Genomic DNA, 18,876 nt, shown 5'->3' with positions numbered 1-18,876 from the left:
CGGTGTAAAAATAACCGAATCACTAAGGAGTGAAAATAATTTGAAGAGTAAGAAGATGTTAGCACTCGTTGCTGGCGCAATGTTGATGCTGCCACTGGCCGCTTGTGGTAATAAGGCAGTTGCGACGACAAGTGGTGGTAAGATCACCCAAGATCAGTACTACTCCAGCATGAAGCAAACTAGCCAAGGCAAGCAAGTGCTGCAACAGATGATCCTGGATAAGGTGCTACAAAAACAATACGGCAAACAAGTCAGCGACAAGAAAGTTAACGCTGAGTTCAACAGCTACAAGAAGCAATATGGGTCATCCTTCTCGAGCGTGCTTTCTCAACAAGGTCTGACTACCAAGAGCTTTAAGCAGCAGATTCGTTCCAACCTCTTGCTGCAAGCTGCTGTGCGTCATTATTCTCACATCAGCAATGCTGACATCAACAAGCAGTGGAAGAAGTACCAGCCAAAGGTTTCAACGGCTGAAATTCTGGTGGGCTCCAAGTCCAGCGCTCAGTCAATCATCAACAAGCTGAATAACTACAGTGGTTCCAACAAGTATCCTGAATTCAAGAAGTTAGCTAAGAAGAATTCAACCGATACATCTACCAAGAATAATGGCGGTAAGGTACCAGCATTTGACAATACCGATACCCAGTTGGATTCTGCTTACAAGAAGGCTGCCTTCAAACTGAAGACCAACGAATACACGAAGTCACCAGTTAAGACGGCTAATGGTTATGAAGTCATTTACATGATCAACCACCCGAACAAGGGTCTGAAGTCTGACCACATCAGTGACATCAAGAACCAGATCGTTCAACAGAACATGAACAACACGACCTTCCTCCACAACGTGGTATCTAAGGTGCTGAAGAAGGGTAACGTTTCGATCAAGGATAACGATTTGAAGAACGTGCTGGATGGTTACTTGACTAACAGTACTTCCAGCAACAGCGGTAACTCACTGGGCACGTCCACGAGTTCATCATCCGCTAAATAAATTTGATCCACATAAAAAGGACCGGCATTTTTGCCGATCCTTTTTTAGTATCAGTGAGCCTTTACGAGAAATGCTCGACGGAATTATTGAGACATAATCCGCAATTCTTATTTTTCAAACTTCTTCAGGACACGTTTGATTTTTTCTACCTGTGCCTGGTTGCGGTTCTGCATCCGGTTGATGGAACGGTTGATTGAACGAGCGGCCTTGGCAGCTGCTTCCGTTCCTGGCTCCAATTCCTTCAATGATGAATTTAATTTTTTAGCAGAATCCTTCAGCGTTTCAGCAGCCGCAATGATTTCTTTAGTGTTTTGGCGACGGTTGCGGTAGTGTTCGCGCATGTCTTCAACGGCGACGGCACCATGCAACTTTAAAACATGAAGTTGACGCTTTGCTTTGGTAATATTTTGTTGAATCTTGGTCAGGAATTATGCCTCCATATGTTTGATAATGCTGTCTTGAATTTTCTTGTACTTTGCCTCGTCGTACGAAGCGGAATTGTCCGTAAACTTGATTTCAAACGGATCTGATGCGGAATACCGTGGCAAGAGATGGATGTGTGAATGGAAAACGGACTGGTAAGCAACTCGACCGTTGTTGTTCATGATGTTCATCCCAATGATGTCAGGGTTGGAAGCCTTAATTGCCCGGGCAATCTTTGGAATCCGCGCGAAAACTTCGGATGCTAATTCGTCATCATAGGCAAAGATGTCTTTGACGTGTTTCTTTGGGACAACTAAAGTGTGCCCTGGGGTGTTTTGAGAAATATCCAGAAATGCTTTAACAACGTCGTCTTCATAAACCGTGTAGCTAGGAATCTCGCCACGGATGATCTTGCAAAAAATACAATCTTTTTCTTCATCTGCCATTTGATCAGCTCCTTATGTCATCATTACGTTAAGTATAGCCGATCAGTGCAATGATACACAAGATAAGCCTATGGTATAATTTAGCGGTAATCAAAACAAGAAGGGACAAATATGAGCTTAAAGATTGAACACCTTGTTGGCGGATACGGGCAGGTGCCCGTCTTGAAAGATGTGACATTTGACGTTGAACCCGGCGAACTGGTTGGCTTAATTGGTCTTAACGGTGCCGGCAAATCAACGACTATTAACCACGTGATCGGCTTGTTGCGGCCATTTTCCGGATCCATTTCACTAGATGGGATGACAATCAAAAATAATGAAGAACAATATAAGCAATCAATTGCCTATGTTCCCGAAACCCCAATTCTGTATGATGAACTGACTTTACGGGAACACCTGGAATTGACGATGACGGCTTATGGTCTTGACAAGAAAAAGGCATGGGAACGGGGCAAAGAGCTATTAAAGACTTTCCGTTTGGACAATAAACTGGATTGGTTCCCGGCCAAGTTCTCGAAGGGGATGAAGCAGAAGGTCATGATCTGCTGCGCCTTTCTGACGGATCCTAAACTGTTAATCGTCGACGAACCGTTCTATGGTCTGGATCCCTTGGCGGTTCATGAACTGATTCGTTTGATCAACCGGGCTAAACGTCACAAGACAGCGGTTTTGATGTCAACACACGTCCTTGACACGGCCGAACGCTATTGTGACCGCTTTGTCTTGCTGACAAACGGGCGCGTCAAGGCTAGCGGAACGCTGAAGGATCTGCGCAAACAGGCCAGTGATGCTAATGCTTCACTGGATGATATTTATCTGAAAATGGCAAGGGATGGTGCCGATGATTGATTTATATAAAAAGCGTCAGTCAGCCCATTTTCTCATGCTGATCAAGTACTGGCGATTGGTTTTTAATGACCACTTTGTCATTGCTCTCTTCTTCTTAATGGGCGCACTGGCATATGGCTACGTTGGTTGGCTCGGTAAACTGCGTCATGGACTGTGGTGGGCACCGTTACTGCTGATCATCTGGTCCGGTGTCTTGTTACAGATTGGGCGCTTTGCGACGCTGTTGCAACCCGCTGACCGGGTCTTTTTAATGCCGCAGAGTAAGGCAATGACTGGCTACATGAAACGAGCTTGGCGTCACAGTCTGTTGCTGGGTGAGCTGATTACAATTGCCGGCACTGTCGTTGCGATTCCGTTTGCCCGCGTCACGATGGGATGGAATAACTATCAACTGGCCTGGGCCGTGATTGCGATGATTATCGGCAAATTTGACCTGATGCTGGTCAACTGGATTCATTTCAATAACAATACACACCTGGCACCAGGCAAGCGTGATTGGATGAACAATCGTTGGCTGCAGTCGTTTGTCATTGCTATCGGCACATTTGCGAAGGACGCCTGGGCTGGTGCGATTGTCGCTATTTTATTTTTGCTGGCTAACTGGCTGGAGTACCGGGTGCCGTTTAGTTTGGACTGGCGTCGGGCAATTGACTACGAACAAAGCCGGATGGACAGCATTTACCGTTTCTTCAATCTTTTCACGGATGTACCAAGTGTTCAGGGAGCTGTCAAACGACGGCGCTGGGCGCGTGGTCTCATCAATGTATTAACTGTGAAAAAACATCCGTGGTCCTATCTCTATGCCCGTGGCTTTGTCCGTAACGATGATTTTGCGGGTTTGGTGAGTCGGCTGACGATCGTGGCAATGTTGGTCGTCTTCTTTGTGGGTGTCGGGTGGCTGAAATTGATACTGACGCTGCTCTTTGTCTACGTGATTGCGGGTGAGTTGACCCCGTTCTACGGACATTTCGATAATAATGCCTTCACCCACCTTTATCCGGCAAGTCATTTGGCAAGAATGCATGATTTCCAGCACTTAGCCATGGTAATTCTCATGACGAGCGGAATCTTAATTGGCATAGCTAGTGTTGGCAACCAGGGCGATTGGCAGTGGATGTTGATTGATATAGCTGCTGGCATTGTCGAAGCCATCTTGATCAGTCGTCTGTTGATGCCACAGCGAATCAAAAAGTTAAAGTGAGGTCAAAAATGCGAGTTAAACATAAAAAGTGGGCTGAGCCTCTGATGCAGGCTCATCCCGAAATGTTAGTAAAAAAACCGGCTAAATATGCTGGTAAGTGGCAGGAACGTTTCCAAAAAGAACAGCCATTACAACTAGAACTGGGGATGGGAAAAGGCCAGTTTATCATTGGGATGGCTAAAGCTCATCCAGAGATCAATTTCATCGGTGTCGAAATCCAGTCGACCGTTGCAGCGATTGCCCTTAAGAAGGCCTTGCCAGAAAAGCTGCCTAACTTGCAGCTGATCAATGCGGACGGGGCGGAATTAACCAGTTTTTTCCAACCGAGCGAGATTAGCCGGCTTTACCTCAACTTTTCTGATCCCTGGCCGAAGTCGCGTCACGAAAAGCGGCGTCTGACTTACAAAACCTTCTTACATGAATACCAGGAGATTTTGCAGGAACACGGCGGGATTGAACTCAAAACCGACAACATGGGTTTCTTCGAGTATTCACTTTGTTCCATGAATAACTACGGCTTAGTCTTTGATGGAGTATGGTTGGATCTGCACAACAGCGATGAACAAGCACACAACGTTGAAACAGAATACGAGCAGAAATTTGCGGCAAAGGGGCAGCCAATTTATAAATTGACGGCGCACTTTGCTTAACAACACGAAAGGCCGGGAAAACATCACGCTTTCCCAGCCTTTTTGTTTACTTTTCGTCTTCGCGTTCGAGCTGCAGCAGAGTGCCAGTGTGGGCATCTGCTAAAAAGTTGTAGTTGACGACTTGGCCGTCCTCAATTCGGCTGATGCCACCACGATAAGTGTCAGTCTTAAAAGCAAAGCGCTGGTAAGGCTTTGTGAAGCTTTCGATCCAGCTCCCGGTGACGGGGCCTTCAGTTCGAAAATCGCTGCGGATATTTCTCAAAATTTTATTAGCAGATAACTTACGGTTGCCCAGTAATTTGCCAACCAAGAAGCCGGCAATTCCTGATGCACCTAGCGTGGCAGAGACAAGCCATGGATTCAATGCAGTATTTGAGTCGTTCATCGCAATCTCCTTCTTCCGATTTTGCAATAAGATAATTGTAACATAATCTATCTTCTTGGCAATTTTTGGGGTAGCCAGGTATAATTTTCGGTGGAGATCAAGCAGCTTTTGATGGAGGTTAAATGATGGAAACTTTACCAAAAATGACTGAAGAACAGCTTTTAGAGAAGGTTAAGAATGGCACCTACGTCCTCTTTTTTACGGCAGATTGGTGTCCAGATTGCCGTTTTATCAAACCGGCGATGCCACAAATTGAGGCTGATTTCAGCGATTACCAGTTTTTGAAAGTGGATCGCGACGAAAATATCGATTTGGCAGCTGACTTAAACATCTTTGGTATTCCGAGCTTTGTCGTTTACCGTGATGGTAAGGAACTGGGACGTTTTGTGAACAAAGATCGCAAAACCAAACAGCAAGTCGAAGATTTTCTTCACGGGCTTAACTAAATGAGATAAAATATAAAAGCGGTGAAAAGCCGTTAACTTGTTGGAAAGGAAATGTGAAATGTTAATCACAAGTTACAATCCAAAAGCCATGGGCGACGTTCTCGTGGTTATTTGTGCGGCTAGTACCGCTAGCCAAGAAGTTGCTAAGCACGACGATGTTGTTGCCATCACAGATAAAAAAGATGGTCATCTCCTCGGCTACAACTTTTTAAACGCCAGTCAGTTACTGCCAGGTCTGAAGGGCCAGGATGGTCAAGTCTTTTTGACTGATGACCAGTTGGCCACTTTAAATGCAGCTATTAAGAAGGCTGGTTTTGAAAATGAATTAAAGGCTGACCACAAGCCAAAGTTTGTGGTGGGTTACGTTGAATCGATGGAAAAGCACCCGGACTCCGACCATCTGCACATTACGACGGTCGACACTGGTGATGAAAAGCTGCAGATTGTATGTGGTTCCCCTAATTTAAAGAATCACATCAAGGTCGTGGTGGCTAAGATCGGTGCCATGATGCCTAGTGGTGAAATCATTTACCCAGGATCATTGCGTGGTGTCGAATCCAACGGCATGATTTGCTCGGGCCGCGAATTGCGCTTGAAGAATGCTCCTAACCGTCCTGGTTGTGTTATCTTACCAGACGACTTCGGCCAGGTTGGCGATGCTTTCGACTTTAAACGCGGCGACACCTTGTTCGCTTAAAAAATCAATTGGGAGGGCGTTACGTCTCAGTCGACGGCACGTCCTCTTCCACTTCAATCCAAAATTCAGGGAAGGATTACAATGACTAAAAAATCATATTATTTTGTTGGTATCAAAGGAACCGGGATGGCATCTTTAGCTCGGATCTTAAATGACCAAGGCAACCACGTTGAAGGCAGCGACATCGAAAAGAAAACTTTCACCCAGGGCCCGCTGGAACGCGTCGGCATTAAGATTCATAACTTCGACCCGGCTAACCTGAAAGACGGCATGATTGTCATTCAGGGCAACGCCTTTGGTGATGACCAGCCAGAAATCAAGCGTGCTCATGAGATGGGCTTAACCGTCCTGAGCTACCCAGAAGCCGTGGAAGAACAGGTTGCTCGTTACACCAGTATTGGTATCGCCGGGGCCCACGGGAAGACCAGCACGACCGGCTTGCTTTCACACGTGCTCCATGCTGTCGCCCCAACCGGTTACCTGATCGGGGATGGTGTCGGCCATGGTGAACCCGACGCCCGCTTCTTCGTATTCGAAGCCGATGAATACCGTGACCACTTCCTGGCTTACCACCCAGATTACGCGATTATGACTAACATCGACTTTGATCACCCGGACTACTTTAAGGATATCGACGACGTGCGAGCTTCCTTTGAACAGTATGGTAAGCAGGTTAAGAAGGCCGTCTTCGCCTGGGGCGACGATGAAAATCTGCGCAAGTTAAAGCTTGACGTGCCGATTTACTACTACGGGACTGGTGACAAGGATGATTTCCGCGCTGCTAACATCCAACGTAAACCAAGCGGCTCGACCTTTGACGTCTACTTCCGCGACAAGAAGTTGGGAACCTTCACCATTCACCTCTATGGTGAGCACAGCATTCTCAACAGTTTGGCAGTGATCGCCGTTTCATACATGGAAAAGGTCGACCTCGAAGTGATCGCCGATGAACTGGCTAACTTCAGTGGGGTCAAACGCCGCTTTAGCGAAACGGACGTGGCTGACATGAAGATCATCGATGACTACGCTCACCACCCGTCCGAAATTAAGGCCACTTTGGATGCTGCCCGGCAGAAATTCCCGGACCGCAAAATTATCACGGTCTTTCAGCCACATACGTATTCACGGCTGGCTGCTTACCTGGATGACTTTGGCAAGTCGCTTTCGCGTGCCGACAAGGTTTTCGTTACGCCAATCTTTGGATCTATCCGTGAACACAGCGGTAACGTTTCACGAATGGATTTGGAAGACCGGATTCCAGGCAGTGCTAACATTGAGATGGATTCAATTAAGCAGTTGCTTGATTACCACAACGCCGTCATCATCTTCATGGGTGCCGGCGACATTCCAAAATATGAAGATGCTTATAAGAAATTGCTGGCGCAGCGTTAATCGCTTGCGTGGCGTCACAGCTTCTGCTAAGATCAAGCTTAACCAAGTTTGACAATATAGAAATAACAATGGATGGGAGGAATCTCCATGGATAACTTTCAACCTGAACAACAACAGCGCAAGGTTGTTGTTGATGCTAGTGGGTTGACTAGCTTTTTGACTCGGATGTACGGGACGATGGCTTTTGCAGTTCTGGTCTCGGCACTGAGTGCTTACGTTGTGATGAACCCTCTGAAGACACAGGTGCTGGGATACTTTAGCCAACACCCAGGCATGGTTTGGCTACTGTTACTGTTGCCAATTGCCTTGTCAATCGGGGTTTCTGTCAGCGCAACCCGCAATGCGGTCGGGGGATTCATCATGCTGATGGTCATGTCGGTGATCTACGGCGTTGAGTTCGCGCTCATCGCTGGAGTGTACACGGCAGCCAACATCACGGTGGCCTTCGTTTCCGCAGCTTCGATTTTCGTGGCACTAGCGCTTTACGGATCGGTGACCCACCGCAATTTGGACCGGGCCGGTTCGCATGCTTTTGCCGCATTGATTGCATTGATCATCGCTTCTCTGATCAACATGTTCTTGAAGAGTGCTATGATCACCTACATCTTCTCTTACATCGCCGTCATCATCTTCGTTGTCCTGACGGCTTATGATGCCCAGAAGATGAAGCAACTGTACGTCAACTACGCTGGGCAGGTTTCCACAAACGGCTTAGCCGTCACTGGGGCTTTACAGCTGTACTTAGACTTCATCAACTTGTTCATCCAGCTGCTCAACATCTTACAGATGGGAAGCAACCGGGATTAATTAAATAAGGACGTCCGCCTCGTGCGGGCGTTTTTTTAATGCTCAAAATTTTGTGAGGGGACCCAAATTTGGTACAATTATGGTTGGATAAGAATAAGGGAGCGAAAATTTTATGGCCAAGAAATTGTTGCTGATCGACGGAAATAGTATTATGTTTCGGGCATTTTTTGCCATGCATAATCAAATTGATAAGTTTACTAACGCGGATGGCCTGCACACGGCTGCGATCTACGGCTTTAAGCTGATGCTGGATCACGTGCTTAATAAATTTAAACCGGATTATGCTTTAGCAGCTTTCGATGCTGGTAGGGTAACTTTCCGGACTAAGATGGATAGTAACTATAAGGGCGGCCGCAACAAGACTCCCGAAGAATTGGTTGAACAAATTCCCTACGTACACAAACTGTGTGAACTCTGTGGAATGACCCCGTACCAACTGAAGAATTATGAAGCCGACGATATTATCGGAACCCTCGCCAAGCAAGCTGATGATCGCGGTTATGAAACTCTGATTGTCACTGGTGACCGGGACTTGACCCAGTTGGCAACTGCTAACAGTACAGTTGTGCGGACGATGAAGGGTGTTACGGACACCAAATACTACACTCCCGAGACGATTCAGGAGGAACTGGGGATCACCCCTGAACAGATCGTCGACCAAAAAGCCTTGATGGGCGACACCTCCGATAACTATCCTGGTGTGACCGGGATTGGGGAAAAGAGGGCCCTCAAGCTGGTGCAAAAGTTTGGCAGCGTTGAGAATCTTTATGATAATATCGACCAGTTAAAGGCCAGCAAGATGAAAGAACACCTGGTATCTGATGAGGCTATTGCCCGCCAGGATAAGAAGCTGGCAACGATTCTGCGGGATGCACCGCTGACTGTCAAGCTGGACGATCTGACCTACCAGGGCGACCAGCGCGATGATCTGATTAAGTTTTACCAGCAGATGGATTTCAACAGTTTCTTAGCCAAAATGGGCGTTGCAGCCGGTGATGACAAAGTAGCCAAGGCTGCTAAGCCGATCCACTACACGGAATTGACGGCTGACAACATGTCAGTGCTCAAAAAACTGCCAGCCAGCTTTTCCTTTATCTTGGAAATGCCAGAAGCTAATTACCATCTGTCGCCTTTTGCTGGTTTTGTGATCGGTAGTGGCGACCAGTGGCTGGTCAGCCGCGATGTTGAATTGCTGAAGAAGCCGGAAATTGCTGATCTGCTGGCTAGTGAAAAAGTTCAAAAGAATTGCTTTAATGCTAAAGAACAGATCGTCGGTTTGCACCGTTTGGGTTTGACCTTGAAGAACGTCGATTTCGACCTTTTGCTGGCGTCCTACCTGCTGGACACTAACGACAACAACAATGATTTGGGCGCATTGGCTCATCAGCATAATTACTTCGATGTGGAAAGCGACGAACAGGTCTATGGCAAGGGTGTTAAACGGGCAATTCCTGATGACGACCAAACCTTCTTTACCCACTTGGCCAAGAAGGGGCGGGCTATTGAAGACTTACATGCTAAATTGCGCAAAGAACTCGATGATCATGAACAGTTGCCCCTGTATCACGATATTGAGTTGCCGCTGACTTATGTACTGGCCCAGATGGAGATCAACGGCTTTAAGGTGGACAGCAACCTGCTCAAGGAAATGGGAAGCAAGATGACCGAGCGCCTCAGCGAGTTGGAACAAAGTATCTACAATGATGCGGGCGAGGAATTTAACATCAATTCGCCAAAACAACTTGGTCATATTCTTTTTGAAAAGATGGGCCTACCGGTGATTAAAAAGACGCGGACTGGTTACTCGACTGCGGTCGCCGTTTTGGAGAAACTGCGCGGCCAGTCGCCGATCATCGATCACATTCTGACTTACCGCCAAGTTAACAAGGTTAAGTCTACCTATGTGGATGGCTTGCTGAAGGTGATCCACAGCACTGATGGCAAGGTCCACACCCGTTATCTGCAAACTTTGACCCAGACGGGACGCTTGTCCTCTGTCGACCCTAATCTGCAAAACATCCCGGTGCGGACTGAAGAGGGTCGGCAAATTCGTCACGCCTTTGTACCAAGCCACGAGGACTGGCAGATCTTTAGCTCTGATTATTCGCAAATTGAATTACGGGTTCTTGCCCATGTCACCGGTGATAAGAACCTGCAGCAAGACTTCATCGATGGCAAGGACATTCACGCCAGCACGGCCCGGCGGATTTTTCACCTGGGTGCTGACGAAGAAGTCACACCTAACATGCGGCGCCACGCTAAGGCGGTGAACTTCGGCATCGTCTACGGCATCAGCGCTTACGGTTTGTCACAGAGCATTCATGTCAGCCGGAAACAGGCACAGGAATTCATCGACAATTACTTCCACGAATTCCCCGGGGTTAAAGACTACATCGACCGGATCGTAAAATCAGCTCACGAGAAAGGCTATGTGGAAACACTGACTCACCGGCGTCGTTACTTACCGGATATCCATGCGAAAAACTTTGCCCGGCGTTCTTTCGCTGAACGGACGGCGATGAACACGCCAATTCAGGGTAGTGCTGCTGATATCATCAAAATTGCGATGATCAATATGGCTCAACAATTGAAAGAAAAAGGTTTGAAAGCCCGGATGCTCCTTCAAATCCACGACGAACTGGTCTTTGAAGCACCAAAGGATGAGATTCCAACTCTCGAAAAATTAGTTCCGCACGTGATGGACTCCGCAGTTAAGCTGGATGTTCCACTGAAAGTTGAGAGCAAGTGGGGCGACACCTGGTACGATTTGAAAAAGTAAGGAAGTGAGTTTGGATGCCAGAATTACCAGAAGTTGAAACGGTTCGCCGTGGCCTGATGAAAATTGCTAAAGGTCGGCAAATTCGCGGGATTGATGTTTACTACGGCAAAATCATCCGTGGGGATGTCGAAAAATTTCGGCAAAATCTGATCGGACAAACCATTCTGCGGATCGATCGGCGGGGCAAGTACCTTCTTTTCCGTTTTAGCAATGATTTGACGATGATCAGCCACCTCCGCATGGAAGGACAGTATTTCAGCCAACCAGAAGGGGGGCCGATCGACAAGCATACCCACGTTGTTTTTCATTTCACCGACGGCACAGAATTGTGCTACCACGACACCCGTAAATTCGGTCGGATGCGGCTGGTGCCGACCGGTACGGAAATGCAGGTGGGCGGACTTAAGACGATTGGCCCTGAGCCAACGTCTGAGGATTTCACCGTTGACTACTTTACCAAGATCCTTCATAAGTCACGGGGAAAGATCAAGCCCTTCCTTCTCAACCAACGGCATGTCGCGGGACTGGGTAACATCTACTGTGACGAGGTGCTCTGGCAAAGCCGGATCAACCCTGAACAGGCGGCTAACAGCCTCAGTGCCGAACAGATCCAGGCCCTGCATGACAACATAATTAAAGAAATCGCAACGGCTACTAAGTACAAGGGGACGACGGTGCACACTTTTAAAAATGCTCTCGGTGATGCTGGTGGTTTTCAAGACCACCTCGAAGCTTATGGCCGTTCTGGCGAAAAGTGTCCGCGGTGCGGTACCAAGATGGTAAAGATCAAGGTAGCCGAGCGGGGCACGACTTTTTGCCCGCATTGCCAACCGATGCCGGATGACCAAGTATTGCCTGAAGATAAGTGAGGCCCTGTTATGAAAGTGATCGGTTTAACTGGCGGCATCGCCAGTGGCAAGTCGACCGTCAGCCGGCAGTTTGGGGATGCTGGCTGGCGGATTGTCGATGCCGATAAAGTAGCACATCAGTTGACGGCGGCAGACGGGAAGGCCATTCCCCAGATTACCGGTGCTTTTGGCAATGACGTCTTATTGCCAGATGGCTCATTGAACCGTCGCGCTTTGGGACAATTGGTCTTTGCCCGGCCGCGTCAATTGGCTACCCTCAACGAGATCATGCAGCCCTTGATCCGCCAGTCCATTAACCAAAACTTTGCCGATGCTCAGCGGGAAGGACGCTCGCACGTCATTCTGGATGCTCCGACCCTCTTTGAACAGGGATATCAGGGTGACTGCGACCAAATCGTGGTCGTTAGCGTTGACCCAACGACCCAGTTGCAGCGGCTCATCGCCCGTGACAGTCTCAGCCAAGAACAGGCTCAACAGCGCATCGCGAGTCAAATGTCTTTAGCAAAGAAACGGGAACTGGCTAACTGGGTGATCGATAACAGTGGTGACCGCCAGTTTACGCGCCAGCAGGCGGCCTGGTTGATCGACCATCTGAATATGGTATAGTTAAAACAAATATTATAAGAAACAAGGGGGGTTCACCATGATTTGTCCTCATTGTCATCAAGATGGTTCACGGGTGATTGATTCTCGTCCTAGCGATGACGGAACCTTTATTCGACGGCGGCGGGAGTGTCCGCACTGCGGGACGCGTTTTACCACTTTTGAGCGTTACGAAGAAACGCCACTGCTCGTTGTGAAGAAGAACGGAACGCGTCAGCAATTCGATCGCAAGAAGATTTTAAATGGTCTCGTGCGCTCTGCTGAAAAGCGGCCGGTTAGCATCGACCAACTGACTAAGATTGCTAATGACGTCGAAAACAAGGTTCGTAGTCTGGGTGAAAACGAGGTTTCTAGTGCCGTGATTGGCCAATACGTGATGGACGAGTTAAAAGACGTGGACGAAATTTCTTATATTCGTTTTGCTAGCGTTTACCGGCAGTTTAAGGATGTCGGGGCCTTTATGAACGAACTGGAGACGATGATTAAACAGAATAAGTCGGATTCTGAAAAGACCAAAAAGAAATAGGGTGAACTAAAGTTGACGGAAGCAATCAGCCCCAACAGTGGCTATCTTGTAACGACAACTGCTGCTTTTTCACAGTTAAATAATCAGGAGTTGACTGACTACTATCAGCCGCTGATGAGTCCGGTTGCCTTCGCACTTATTCAGGTGTTACGTTCCGAACTAGTAAGCCACCCGACATTGGATCAGCTGAACCACCATTCCCGTTTGTTAACCTTACTCAACGTTGGTGTTAACGACTTAACGGTGGCACGCAACCAACTAGAGGCTTTAGAATTGCTGCGCACTTTTTCTGGGACAGCAGATGGGGAGCCTTTTTTTGTCTACCAGCTACAAGCCCAGCTGACTCCCCGGCAGTTGCTTTTTGACGATCTCTTGAGCACGCTTTTGTTGCAGAACGTCGGCAATGAGCAGTTCGAGGAACTGGTCGACAAGGCCGGGCAATACCAGTATGACGTGGACAAGCTAAATGAGCAGACGCATGCCTTTTTTGACGTTTTTAAACCGGATCAGGCAGAATTGGGTCGCGATGAACAGATCCTCAAGGATGCTAAGGATTCACTCAAAACTAGTGATCAAAAACGGATTGTCCAAACACCGCAGGATGGTTTTGATTATGGGGCCTTGTCGCAGCAACTGAAACAGGATGGCGTTGCTAGTGATGATTTACAAAAATATCGTCAGTTAATCACCACTACTCATTTGATGTACGGGCTAGATGAAGTGGCCCTTCGCAAATTGGTCCTTCAGGCAATCGACTGGGGTGTTAAAAATCGCTTCCAGCCGCGTAGCTTCCAGATGGCCGTGGCCGCATCGTATCAGCAACCACAAGGACAGCAGCGAGAATCTGGTCAGCAAACCAAGACTGAATCTCAGCACGCGGACGCTGATGCTCAATTGGGTGCTCAAGAGCAGCAACTGGTGGCCGTGGCCCAGAAGTTAGCTCCATTGCAGTTCCTAGCCACTCTGAAAAAACAGACTGGCGGGGGCTTTGTCACCAGCAACGAAAAATACATCATTTCCAACTTGGTCCAAATGGGGATGAAGACAGACGTCATCAATATTTTGAGTTATTATGTCATCATCAACCAAAATTTACCGACCTTGCGGAAAAACCTGGTTGATACGATCGCCAACAGCTGGCAGCGGGCGCAAATCACGTCAGCAGCGGCGGCCTTACGTGAGATTGGTCAACACCAGACTAAGACCCAAGTAACGCGGACTAAGCGGCAACGTCGTAGCAACCGTGGACAGGTTAAGGAAACGTTGCCGGATTGGGCTAAGGATTCTGGTAAGAAACAGCATCACAAAGCCACGAATGCCCAAGTGGCAGAATCAAAGAAGCTGTTGGCTTCATTACATCGTCAACAAAAAAAGTCATGAAGGAGGTGTAGCCCATGAAATCAGTAGGTGCCGGCATGAAGAGCTTATTTGCTAGCCACGCTGCGGAGTACCAGCAAAAAGTGAAGACTGTGATGGCTGACCCCGATGTGCAGTCGTTTCTCCACCAACACCAGGGAGAGCTGGACCAAGGAATCATCCAACGCAGCATGTCGAAACTCTTCGAGTTCTATGACGAAAAGCAGCGGTCGGCTAAGGGTAAGACGACGGTAGCCCCTGGTTACAGTGCCCAGCTGCAAATGGGCTATCGGCAGATCGATGTCGTCTATGTTCCGACTGCCAAGCTGAAAGAACAACAACAACAGGCGGCACTGCGCAACCGTGTCACTTTGCTGAATATGCCGCGTTTTATCCGTGAGGCCAGTTTCGATGACTTCTATATGGATGAAGAGCACCAGTCGGCTAGTCGGCAGGCGGCTTTTAATGCGGCAATCAAATTTACCCAGGACTACAAGCCAAACGGCAAATTTGTACCTGGACTCTATCTCTATGGCAGTTTCGGTGTCGGCAAGACCTTCCTCTTAGGAGCGATTGCTAACCAGTTAGCCCTGCAGGGGGATCAAGTGACGATGCTGCACTTCCCAAGTTTTGCCGTCCAGATGAAGAACTCGATCAAAAATAACACGACCGAGGATTTGCTGAACACGGTGAAGGCGGCACCGGTTTTGATGATCGATGATATCGGCGCAGATGCTATGTCTGCGTGGATCCGTGACGACGTCCTCGGCGTCATCTTAGAATACCGGATGCAACAGGAACTACCGACCTTCTTCTCTTCCAACTTCGATATGAAGGAACTGGAAGAAGAGCACCTGGCTGTCGACGCGCAGGGTAACCAGGAACCGTTGAAGGCTAAACGGATTATGGAACGGATTCAGTTCTTATCTAAAGAAATGCCGATGATGGGACAAAATTTGCGGCAAAAACACTAAGCAAATATGACTTGACATTCGTCGTGACTTTGGTTATTCTAGTAAACGTTGAAAGAAAAAGCAGAAGCACCCGCTTCTCGCCTTGGTTACTAGAGTGGCCGGGCAAACGAGATGAAATAAGGCAGTACCAGGGATGGTAGTGCTGAATGGCGGGGTGCGTTGCATCCCGCTTTTTTGCTGGTTCTTTCGCAAGAAATTGGAGGTGTGTTGCTATAGCTCAAGGAATGATTGTCAATGACGGCATTCGCGCACGTGAAGTACGGTTAATTGGCCAGGACGGTGAACAGCTGGGCATTAAGTCCAAGCGGGAAGCACTGCGGATGGCTGAAGATGCTGGATTAGACTTAGTACTGGTTGCCCCAAAGGCGCGGCCAGCGGTTGCACGGATTATGGATTACGGGAAGTACCGCTTCGAAATGCAAAAGAAAGCGCGTGAATCCCGCAAGCGGCAAAAGACGGTTGCTGTTAAAGAAATCCGTTTAAGCCCAACCATTGATACAAATGATTTCAATGTTAAGTTGAAGCGTGTACAGAAGTTTATCAGTAAAGGTGATAAGGTTCGGGTTTCGATCCGCTTCCGTGGCCGTGCTATCACGCACAAGGATATTGGTCGTGACATGATTGAAAGAATGGCTCAAGCAACCAAGGATGTTGCCGAAGTTGAGCAACGGCCAAAGATGGAAGGACGGAGCATGTTCCTGACATTAGCTCCAAAGACTGATAAGGACAACAAATAATTACAAAAGGTAGGGGTTTTTCTTATGCCAAAGATGAAAACTAATCGCGCTGCTGCAAAGCGTTTCAAGAAGACCGCTAAGGGTGGTTTCAAGAGTGGCAATGCTTTCACTAGTCACCGTTTCCACGGCAAGACTAAGAAGCAACGTCGTCAACTTCGTGGTACCAGCATGATGGACCACACCAACGTAAAGCGTTACAAGAAGATGCTTCCGTTCAACTAATCGACGGATCGGATGAAATAAAGAGGAGGATACCACAATATGCGAGTTAAAGGTGGAACTGTTACGCGCGCACGGCGCAAGCGGATTATGAAGTTAGCAAAGGGCTACCGTGGTTCAAAGGGCACGCTCTTTAAGACGGCTAAAGACCAAGTGATGAAGAGTTACACTTACGCTTTCCGTGACCGGAAAGTCAACAAGCGTAAGTTCCGTGAACTCTGGATTGCCCGGATCAACGCCGCTGCCCGGATCAATGGTCTGAGCTACAGCAAGTTGATGCACGGCCTTAAGCTGGCTAAGATCGACATCAACCGTAAGATGTTGGCTGACTTAGCTGTTAACGATGCTGACGCCTTTAAGGCAGTTGCTGACGAAGCAAAAAAGGCATTAAACTAATCAATAATTAATTTCAGCGGGGCGTGGCACTCTTAGTTGTCGAGCCCCGCTTTTGTATACTAAAAATTTGAAATAATAGGGTCTTTTTAACTATAATTAGCTATGTATAACAATCCTACGAGAGGTAAAGGGGCACAAAATGTTTGAAACGTTTAAACCAACCTGGATGGTCAAAACAGCTTATGCTATTTCACCGGCCGCGCTGAAAAAAGCGGGGATTCGGGCAGTCTTCAGCGATCTTGATAACACGTTGACGGCTTGGAACGATCCCAATGGCACCCCTGAAATGCGAGAATGGATGGATTCGCTGCACCAAGCTGGTATTCCGTTGATTGTGATCTCCAACAATAATGCCAAACGGGTTGCCCGGGCAGTGCGTAACTTGCATTTGCCATTCATGTCGCGAGCACTAAAACCACTGAGCTTTGGGATCAACCGTGCCCGGCGCAAGCTTGGTCTGAAAAAAAGTGAAGTTTTAATGGTTGGCGATCAGTTAATGACGGACGTCTGTGCCGCTAACAGGGCTGGGGTGCGCAGCGCTTTGGTCCAACCGCTGATCGATAGTGATAAGTGGGATACTCAGATCAACCGCTTTTTTGAACGCCGGGTGATGAAGCAGCTGAAACGGCAATATCCAGATGAAATGAAATGGCAGGAGGGCATCAATGACTGAATCATCAGATGAAGAATTACGTTGTATCGGTTGTGGCGCCGTTATTCAAACCACTGATCCCAAGGGTGTCGGTTACACTCCCAAGTCAGCGTTAGAACGCGGTTTGAAGAGCCATGAACTCTATTGTCAACGTTGTTTCCGTTTGCGGCACTATAACGAAATCGCACCAGTTTCGCTGACGGATGATGATTTCTTGCGTCTGCTTAATCAAATCGGCCAGAAAGATGCTTTGATCGTCTACGTCGTCGACGTCTTTGACGTCAGTGGCAGCCTGATTCCGGGACTGCACCGTTTTGTCGGTGACAACCCAGTCTTGCTGGTTGGCAACAAGGAAGACCTCTTGCCACACTCTCTGCGCCGTTCTAAACTGACCGATTGGGTCCGTCAGCAGGCTAACGCTGCTGGCTTACGTCCCCTCGACACGGTATTGGTCTCTGGCAAGAAGCGTCATCAAATTGACCGCTTGCTGGCTAAAATTGATCATTATCGCAAGGGTAAGGACGTTTACGTCGTCGGCGTTACCAACGTCGGTAAGTCCACTTTGATCAACGCTATTATCTCGCAACGCAGCGGGGTCAAAGACCTGATCACGACGTCGCGTTTCCCTGGAACGACGCTGGATAAAATTGAAATTCCGCTGGATGACGGCCACAAGCTGGTCGACACACCAGGAATCGTGCACGAAGAACAGATGGCACACATCTTGCCGGCAAAGTACCTGAAGCTGGTTGCTCCCCAACGGGAGATTAAGCCGCGAACCTACCAACTGAACGCGGGACAGACACTATTCTTCGGCGCCATCGCGCGTTTCGACTACGTGTCCGGTCAACGTGAGGGATTTGAAGCATATTTTGATAACAATTTGATGATTCACCGGACTAAGTTGGCCAATGCAGATGCCTTTTACGAAAAGCACGCGGGCGAATTGCTGACGCCACCGAGCAAGAAGGAGTTACAATCCATGCCTGCTTTGGAGCGCCATGAATTTGCGGTGGAAGAAAAGAGCGACTTAGTAATCGAAGGCTTGGGCTGGGTTACCGTTCCCGCTCATTCCAGCGTTGTCGGCTGGGCGCCTAAGGGTGTCGCAGTGTTATTACGGAAAGCAATGATTTGAGGGATAAGAATGGAATTACGTGGTAAACAAAAACGTTTCTTACGGGCACAGGCAAACCACTTAACGCCACTGTTTAGTGTTGGCAAAAATGGTTTGACTGATGCTTGGCTAGATCAATTGGACGGTGCTCTTAATCGTCGTGAGTTGATCAAGGTCAGCTTACAGCAGAACACTGATGTGACGACGGCTGAACTTAAAGACTTCATTGAAAGCCACACTGATATCCAAGTGGTCCAAACGATTGGCAAGACCCTGGTCCTCTTTAAGCAGTCTGATCACGAAAAGCAACGCGACATCTCGCTCAAAGTTGCCAAAATTTAGAGTAAAGGAAGAACCATTGTGC

General features: G+C 48.1%; 23 protein-coding genes and 1 other annotated feature. Of the genes, 20 read left to right on the top strand and 3 right to left on the bottom strand.

Annotated features, from left to right (window positions below; all coding sequences use genetic code 11):
* Positions 1–40 precede the first annotated feature (40 nt).
* The gene (locus tag AB3114_RS05410; protein ID WP_367342241.1) at positions 41–991 is read left to right on the top strand and encodes a peptidylprolyl isomerase PrsA; all 951 of its coding nucleotides are present in this window, start codon (positions 41–43) and stop codon (positions 989–991) included.
* Positions 992–1,098: 107 nt separating this feature from the next.
* On the opposite strand, the gene AB3114_RS05405 is transcribed toward AB3114_RS05410, so the two are convergent.
* Positions 1,099–1,359, bottom strand: coding sequence for a hypothetical protein (locus AB3114_RS05405; protein WP_367342240.1), 261 nt, complete (start codon positions 1,357–1,359; stop codon positions 1,099–1,101).
* A 60-nt stretch (positions 1,360–1,419) separates the two neighbouring features.
* Positions 1,420–1,860: an HIT family protein gene (locus AB3114_RS05400; protein WP_367342239.1), complete on the bottom strand. Its 441-nt coding sequence runs from the start codon at positions 1,858–1,860 to the stop codon at positions 1,420–1,422.
* A gap of 111 nt (positions 1,861–1,971) precedes the next feature.
* Here AB3114_RS05400 and AB3114_RS05395 point away from each other — a divergent pair, with 111 nt between their 5' ends.
* The 3 genes from AB3114_RS05395 to trmB are packed head-to-tail and all read left to right on the top strand — an operon-like array spanning position 1,972 to position 4,560.
* Positions 1,972–2,709, top strand: coding sequence for an ABC transporter ATP-binding protein (locus AB3114_RS05395; RefSeq protein ID WP_367342238.1), 738 nt, complete (start codon positions 1,972–1,974; stop codon positions 2,707–2,709).
* The gene (locus AB3114_RS05390) at positions 2,702–3,910 is read left to right on the top strand and encodes an ABC transporter permease (RefSeq protein WP_367342237.1); all 1,209 of its coding nucleotides are present in this window, start codon (positions 2,702–2,704) and stop codon (positions 3,908–3,910) included. The genes AB3114_RS05395 and AB3114_RS05390 overlap by 8 nt, the downstream gene beginning before the upstream one ends.
* Positions 3,911–3,918: 8 nt before the next feature.
* A complete protein-coding gene (gene trmB / locus AB3114_RS05385; protein WP_367342236.1) occupies positions 3,919–4,560 on the top strand; it encodes a tRNA (guanosine(46)-N7)-methyltransferase TrmB in 642 nt (213 codons plus the stop codon).
* A gap of 46 nt (positions 4,561–4,606) precedes the next feature.
* On the opposite strand, the gene AB3114_RS05380 is transcribed toward trmB, so the two are convergent.
* Positions 4,607–4,945 (bottom strand): hypothetical protein, encoded by a 339-nt coding sequence (locus AB3114_RS05380; protein ID WP_367342328.1) that lies wholly within the window; start codon positions 4,943–4,945, stop codon positions 4,607–4,609.
* A gap of 125 nt (positions 4,946–5,070) precedes the next feature.
* Here AB3114_RS05380 and AB3114_RS05375 point away from each other — a divergent pair, with 125 nt between their 5' ends.
* The 16 genes from AB3114_RS05375 to yhbY all read left to right on the top strand — a co-directional run bounded on the left by AB3114_RS05375 (position 5,071) and on the right by yhbY (position 18,854).
* Complete coding sequence (locus AB3114_RS05375) at positions 5,071–5,391, top strand: thioredoxin family protein (protein WP_367342235.1); 321 nt, start codon at positions 5,071–5,073, stop codon at positions 5,389–5,391.
* 58 nt (positions 5,392–5,449) lie between these two features.
* On the top strand, positions 5,450–6,088 hold the full coding sequence (gene ytpR, locus AB3114_RS05370; RefSeq protein WP_367342234.1) for a YtpR family tRNA-binding protein: 639 nt from the start codon (positions 5,450–5,452) through the stop codon (positions 6,086–6,088).
* 81 nt (positions 6,089–6,169) lie between these two features.
* Positions 6,170–7,480, top strand: a complete 1,311-nt coding sequence (murC, locus tag AB3114_RS05365) for a UDP-N-acetylmuramate--L-alanine ligase (protein WP_367342233.1) — start codon at positions 6,170–6,172, stop codon at positions 7,478–7,480.
* Between the two features lie 87 nt (positions 7,481–7,567).
* Entirely contained in the window at positions 7,568–8,287 is a 720-nt protein-coding gene (locus AB3114_RS05360; RefSeq protein ID WP_367342232.1) for a Bax inhibitor-1 family protein, read from the top strand.
* A gap of 112 nt (positions 8,288–8,399) precedes the next feature.
* Positions 8,400–11,066 (top strand): DNA polymerase I, encoded by a 2,667-nt coding sequence (gene polA / locus AB3114_RS05355; RefSeq protein ID WP_367342231.1) that lies wholly within the window; start codon positions 8,400–8,402, stop codon positions 11,064–11,066.
* A 14-nt stretch (positions 11,067–11,080) separates the two neighbouring features.
* Positions 11,081–11,935 carry a DNA-formamidopyrimidine glycosylase gene (mutM, locus tag AB3114_RS05350; RefSeq protein WP_367342230.1) on the top strand — a complete coding sequence of 285 codons (855 nt, stop codon included), beginning with the start codon at positions 11,081–11,083 and terminating at the stop codon, positions 11,933–11,935.
* A gap of 9 nt (positions 11,936–11,944) precedes the next feature.
* Complete coding sequence (gene coaE / locus AB3114_RS05345; protein ID WP_367342229.1) at positions 11,945–12,541, top strand: dephospho-CoA kinase; 597 nt, start codon at positions 11,945–11,947, stop codon at positions 12,539–12,541.
* A gap of 37 nt (positions 12,542–12,578) precedes the next feature.
* Positions 12,579–13,064, top strand: coding sequence for a transcriptional regulator NrdR (gene nrdR / locus AB3114_RS05340; RefSeq protein ID WP_367342228.1), 486 nt, complete (start codon positions 12,579–12,581; stop codon positions 13,062–13,064).
* Positions 13,065–13,076: 12 nt separating this feature from the next.
* Positions 13,077–14,444 carry a DnaD domain protein gene (locus tag AB3114_RS05335; protein WP_367342227.1) on the top strand — a complete coding sequence of 456 codons (1,368 nt, stop codon included), beginning with the start codon at positions 13,077–13,079 and terminating at the stop codon, positions 14,442–14,444.
* A gap of 14 nt (positions 14,445–14,458) precedes the next feature.
* A complete protein-coding gene (gene dnaI, locus AB3114_RS05330; RefSeq protein ID WP_367342226.1) occupies positions 14,459–15,394 on the top strand; it encodes a primosomal protein DnaI in 936 nt (311 codons plus the stop codon).
* 52 nt (positions 15,395–15,446) lie between these two features.
* Positions 15,447–15,578, top strand: a sequence feature (ribosomal protein L20 leader region).
* Positions 15,579–15,618: 40 nt separating this feature from the next.
* Positions 15,619–16,131 (top strand): translation initiation factor IF-3, encoded by a 513-nt coding sequence (gene infC / locus AB3114_RS05325; protein WP_367342225.1) that lies wholly within the window; start codon positions 15,619–15,621, stop codon positions 16,129–16,131.
* Between the two features lie 24 nt (positions 16,132–16,155).
* Positions 16,156–16,353 carry a 50S ribosomal protein L35 gene (gene rpmI / locus AB3114_RS05320; protein WP_283583426.1) on the top strand — a complete coding sequence of 66 codons (198 nt, stop codon included), beginning with the start codon at positions 16,156–16,158 and terminating at the stop codon, positions 16,351–16,353.
* 39 nt (positions 16,354–16,392) lie between these two features.
* The gene (gene rplT / locus AB3114_RS05315) at positions 16,393–16,746 is read left to right on the top strand and encodes a 50S ribosomal protein L20 (RefSeq protein WP_367342224.1); all 354 of its coding nucleotides are present in this window, start codon (positions 16,393–16,395) and stop codon (positions 16,744–16,746) included.
* 139 nt (positions 16,747–16,885) lie between these two features.
* Positions 16,886–17,419, top strand: a complete 534-nt coding sequence (locus AB3114_RS05310) for a YqeG family HAD IIIA-type phosphatase (RefSeq protein WP_367342223.1) — start codon at positions 16,886–16,888, stop codon at positions 17,417–17,419.
* Positions 17,412–18,533 carry a ribosome biogenesis GTPase YqeH gene (gene yqeH, locus AB3114_RS05305; RefSeq protein ID WP_367342222.1) on the top strand — a complete coding sequence of 374 codons (1,122 nt, stop codon included), beginning with the start codon at positions 17,412–17,414 and terminating at the stop codon, positions 18,531–18,533. Before AB3114_RS05310 ends, yqeH begins: the two co-directional genes overlap by 8 nt.
* A 9-nt stretch (positions 18,534–18,542) precedes the next feature.
* Entirely contained in the window at positions 18,543–18,854 is a 312-nt protein-coding gene (yhbY, locus tag AB3114_RS05300) for a ribosome assembly RNA-binding protein YhbY (RefSeq protein WP_367342221.1), read from the top strand.
* Positions 18,855–18,876 lie beyond the last annotated feature (22 nt).

Source organism: Limosilactobacillus sp., from assembly GCF_040772465.1.
Classification (GTDB): Bacteria; Bacillota; Bacilli; order Lactobacillales; family Lactobacillaceae; genus Limosilactobacillus.
Note: the sequence above shows the minus strand (reverse complement) of the source record. Positions and strands in the feature narration are given on the sequence as shown.

Coding starts and splice junctions, on each gene's coding strand:
- AB3114_RS05390 (WP_367342237.1), top strand. CDS start 2,702: ATGATTGATTTATATAAAAAGCGTCAGTCAGCCCATTTTCTCATGCTG.
- ytpR (WP_367342234.1), top strand. CDS start 5,450: ATGTTAATCACAAGTTACAATCCAAAAGCCATGGGCGACGTTCTCGTG.
- coaE (WP_367342229.1), top strand. CDS start 11,945: ATGAAAGTGATCGGTTTAACTGGCGGCATCGCCAGTGGCAAGTCGACC.
- polA (WP_367342231.1), top strand. CDS start 8,400: ATGGCCAAGAAATTGTTGCTGATCGACGGAAATAGTATTATGTTTCGG.
- rpmI (WP_283583426.1), top strand. CDS start 16,156: ATGCCAAAGATGAAAACTAATCGCGCTGCTGCAAAGCGTTTCAAGAAG.
- trmB (WP_367342236.1), top strand. CDS start 3,919: ATGCGAGTTAAACATAAAAAGTGGGCTGAGCCTCTGATGCAGGCTCAT.
- murC (WP_367342233.1), top strand. CDS start 6,170: ATGACTAAAAAATCATATTATTTTGTTGGTATCAAAGGAACCGGGATG.
- AB3114_RS05395 (WP_367342238.1), top strand. CDS start 1,972: ATGAGCTTAAAGATTGAACACCTTGTTGGCGGATACGGGCAGGTGCCC.
- yhbY (WP_367342221.1), top strand. CDS start 18,543: ATGGAATTACGTGGTAAACAAAAACGTTTCTTACGGGCACAGGCAAAC.
- AB3114_RS05310 (WP_367342223.1), top strand. CDS start 16,886: ATGTTTGAAACGTTTAAACCAACCTGGATGGTCAAAACAGCTTATGCT.
- yqeH (WP_367342222.1), top strand. CDS start 17,412: ATGACTGAATCATCAGATGAAGAATTACGTTGTATCGGTTGTGGCGCC.
- AB3114_RS05400 (WP_367342239.1), bottom strand. CDS start 1,860: ATGGCAGATGAAGAAAAAGATTGTATTTTTTGCAAGATCATCCGTGGC.
- mutM (WP_367342230.1), top strand. CDS start 11,081: ATGCCAGAATTACCAGAAGTTGAAACGGTTCGCCGTGGCCTGATGAAA.
- AB3114_RS05360 (WP_367342232.1), top strand. CDS start 7,568: ATGGATAACTTTCAACCTGAACAACAACAGCGCAAGGTTGTTGTTGAT.
- AB3114_RS05375 (WP_367342235.1), top strand. CDS start 5,071: ATGGAAACTTTACCAAAAATGACTGAAGAACAGCTTTTAGAGAAGGTT.
- dnaI (WP_367342226.1), top strand. CDS start 14,459: ATGAAATCAGTAGGTGCCGGCATGAAGAGCTTATTTGCTAGCCACGCT.
- rplT (WP_367342224.1), top strand. CDS start 16,393: ATGCGAGTTAAAGGTGGAACTGTTACGCGCGCACGGCGCAAGCGGATT.
- infC (WP_367342225.1), top strand. CDS start 15,619: ATGATTGTCAATGACGGCATTCGCGCACGTGAAGTACGGTTAATTGGC.
- nrdR (WP_367342228.1), top strand. CDS start 12,579: ATGATTTGTCCTCATTGTCATCAAGATGGTTCACGGGTGATTGATTCT.
- AB3114_RS05380 (WP_367342328.1), bottom strand. CDS start 4,945: ATGAACGACTCAAATACTGCATTGAATCCATGGCTTGTCTCTGCCACG.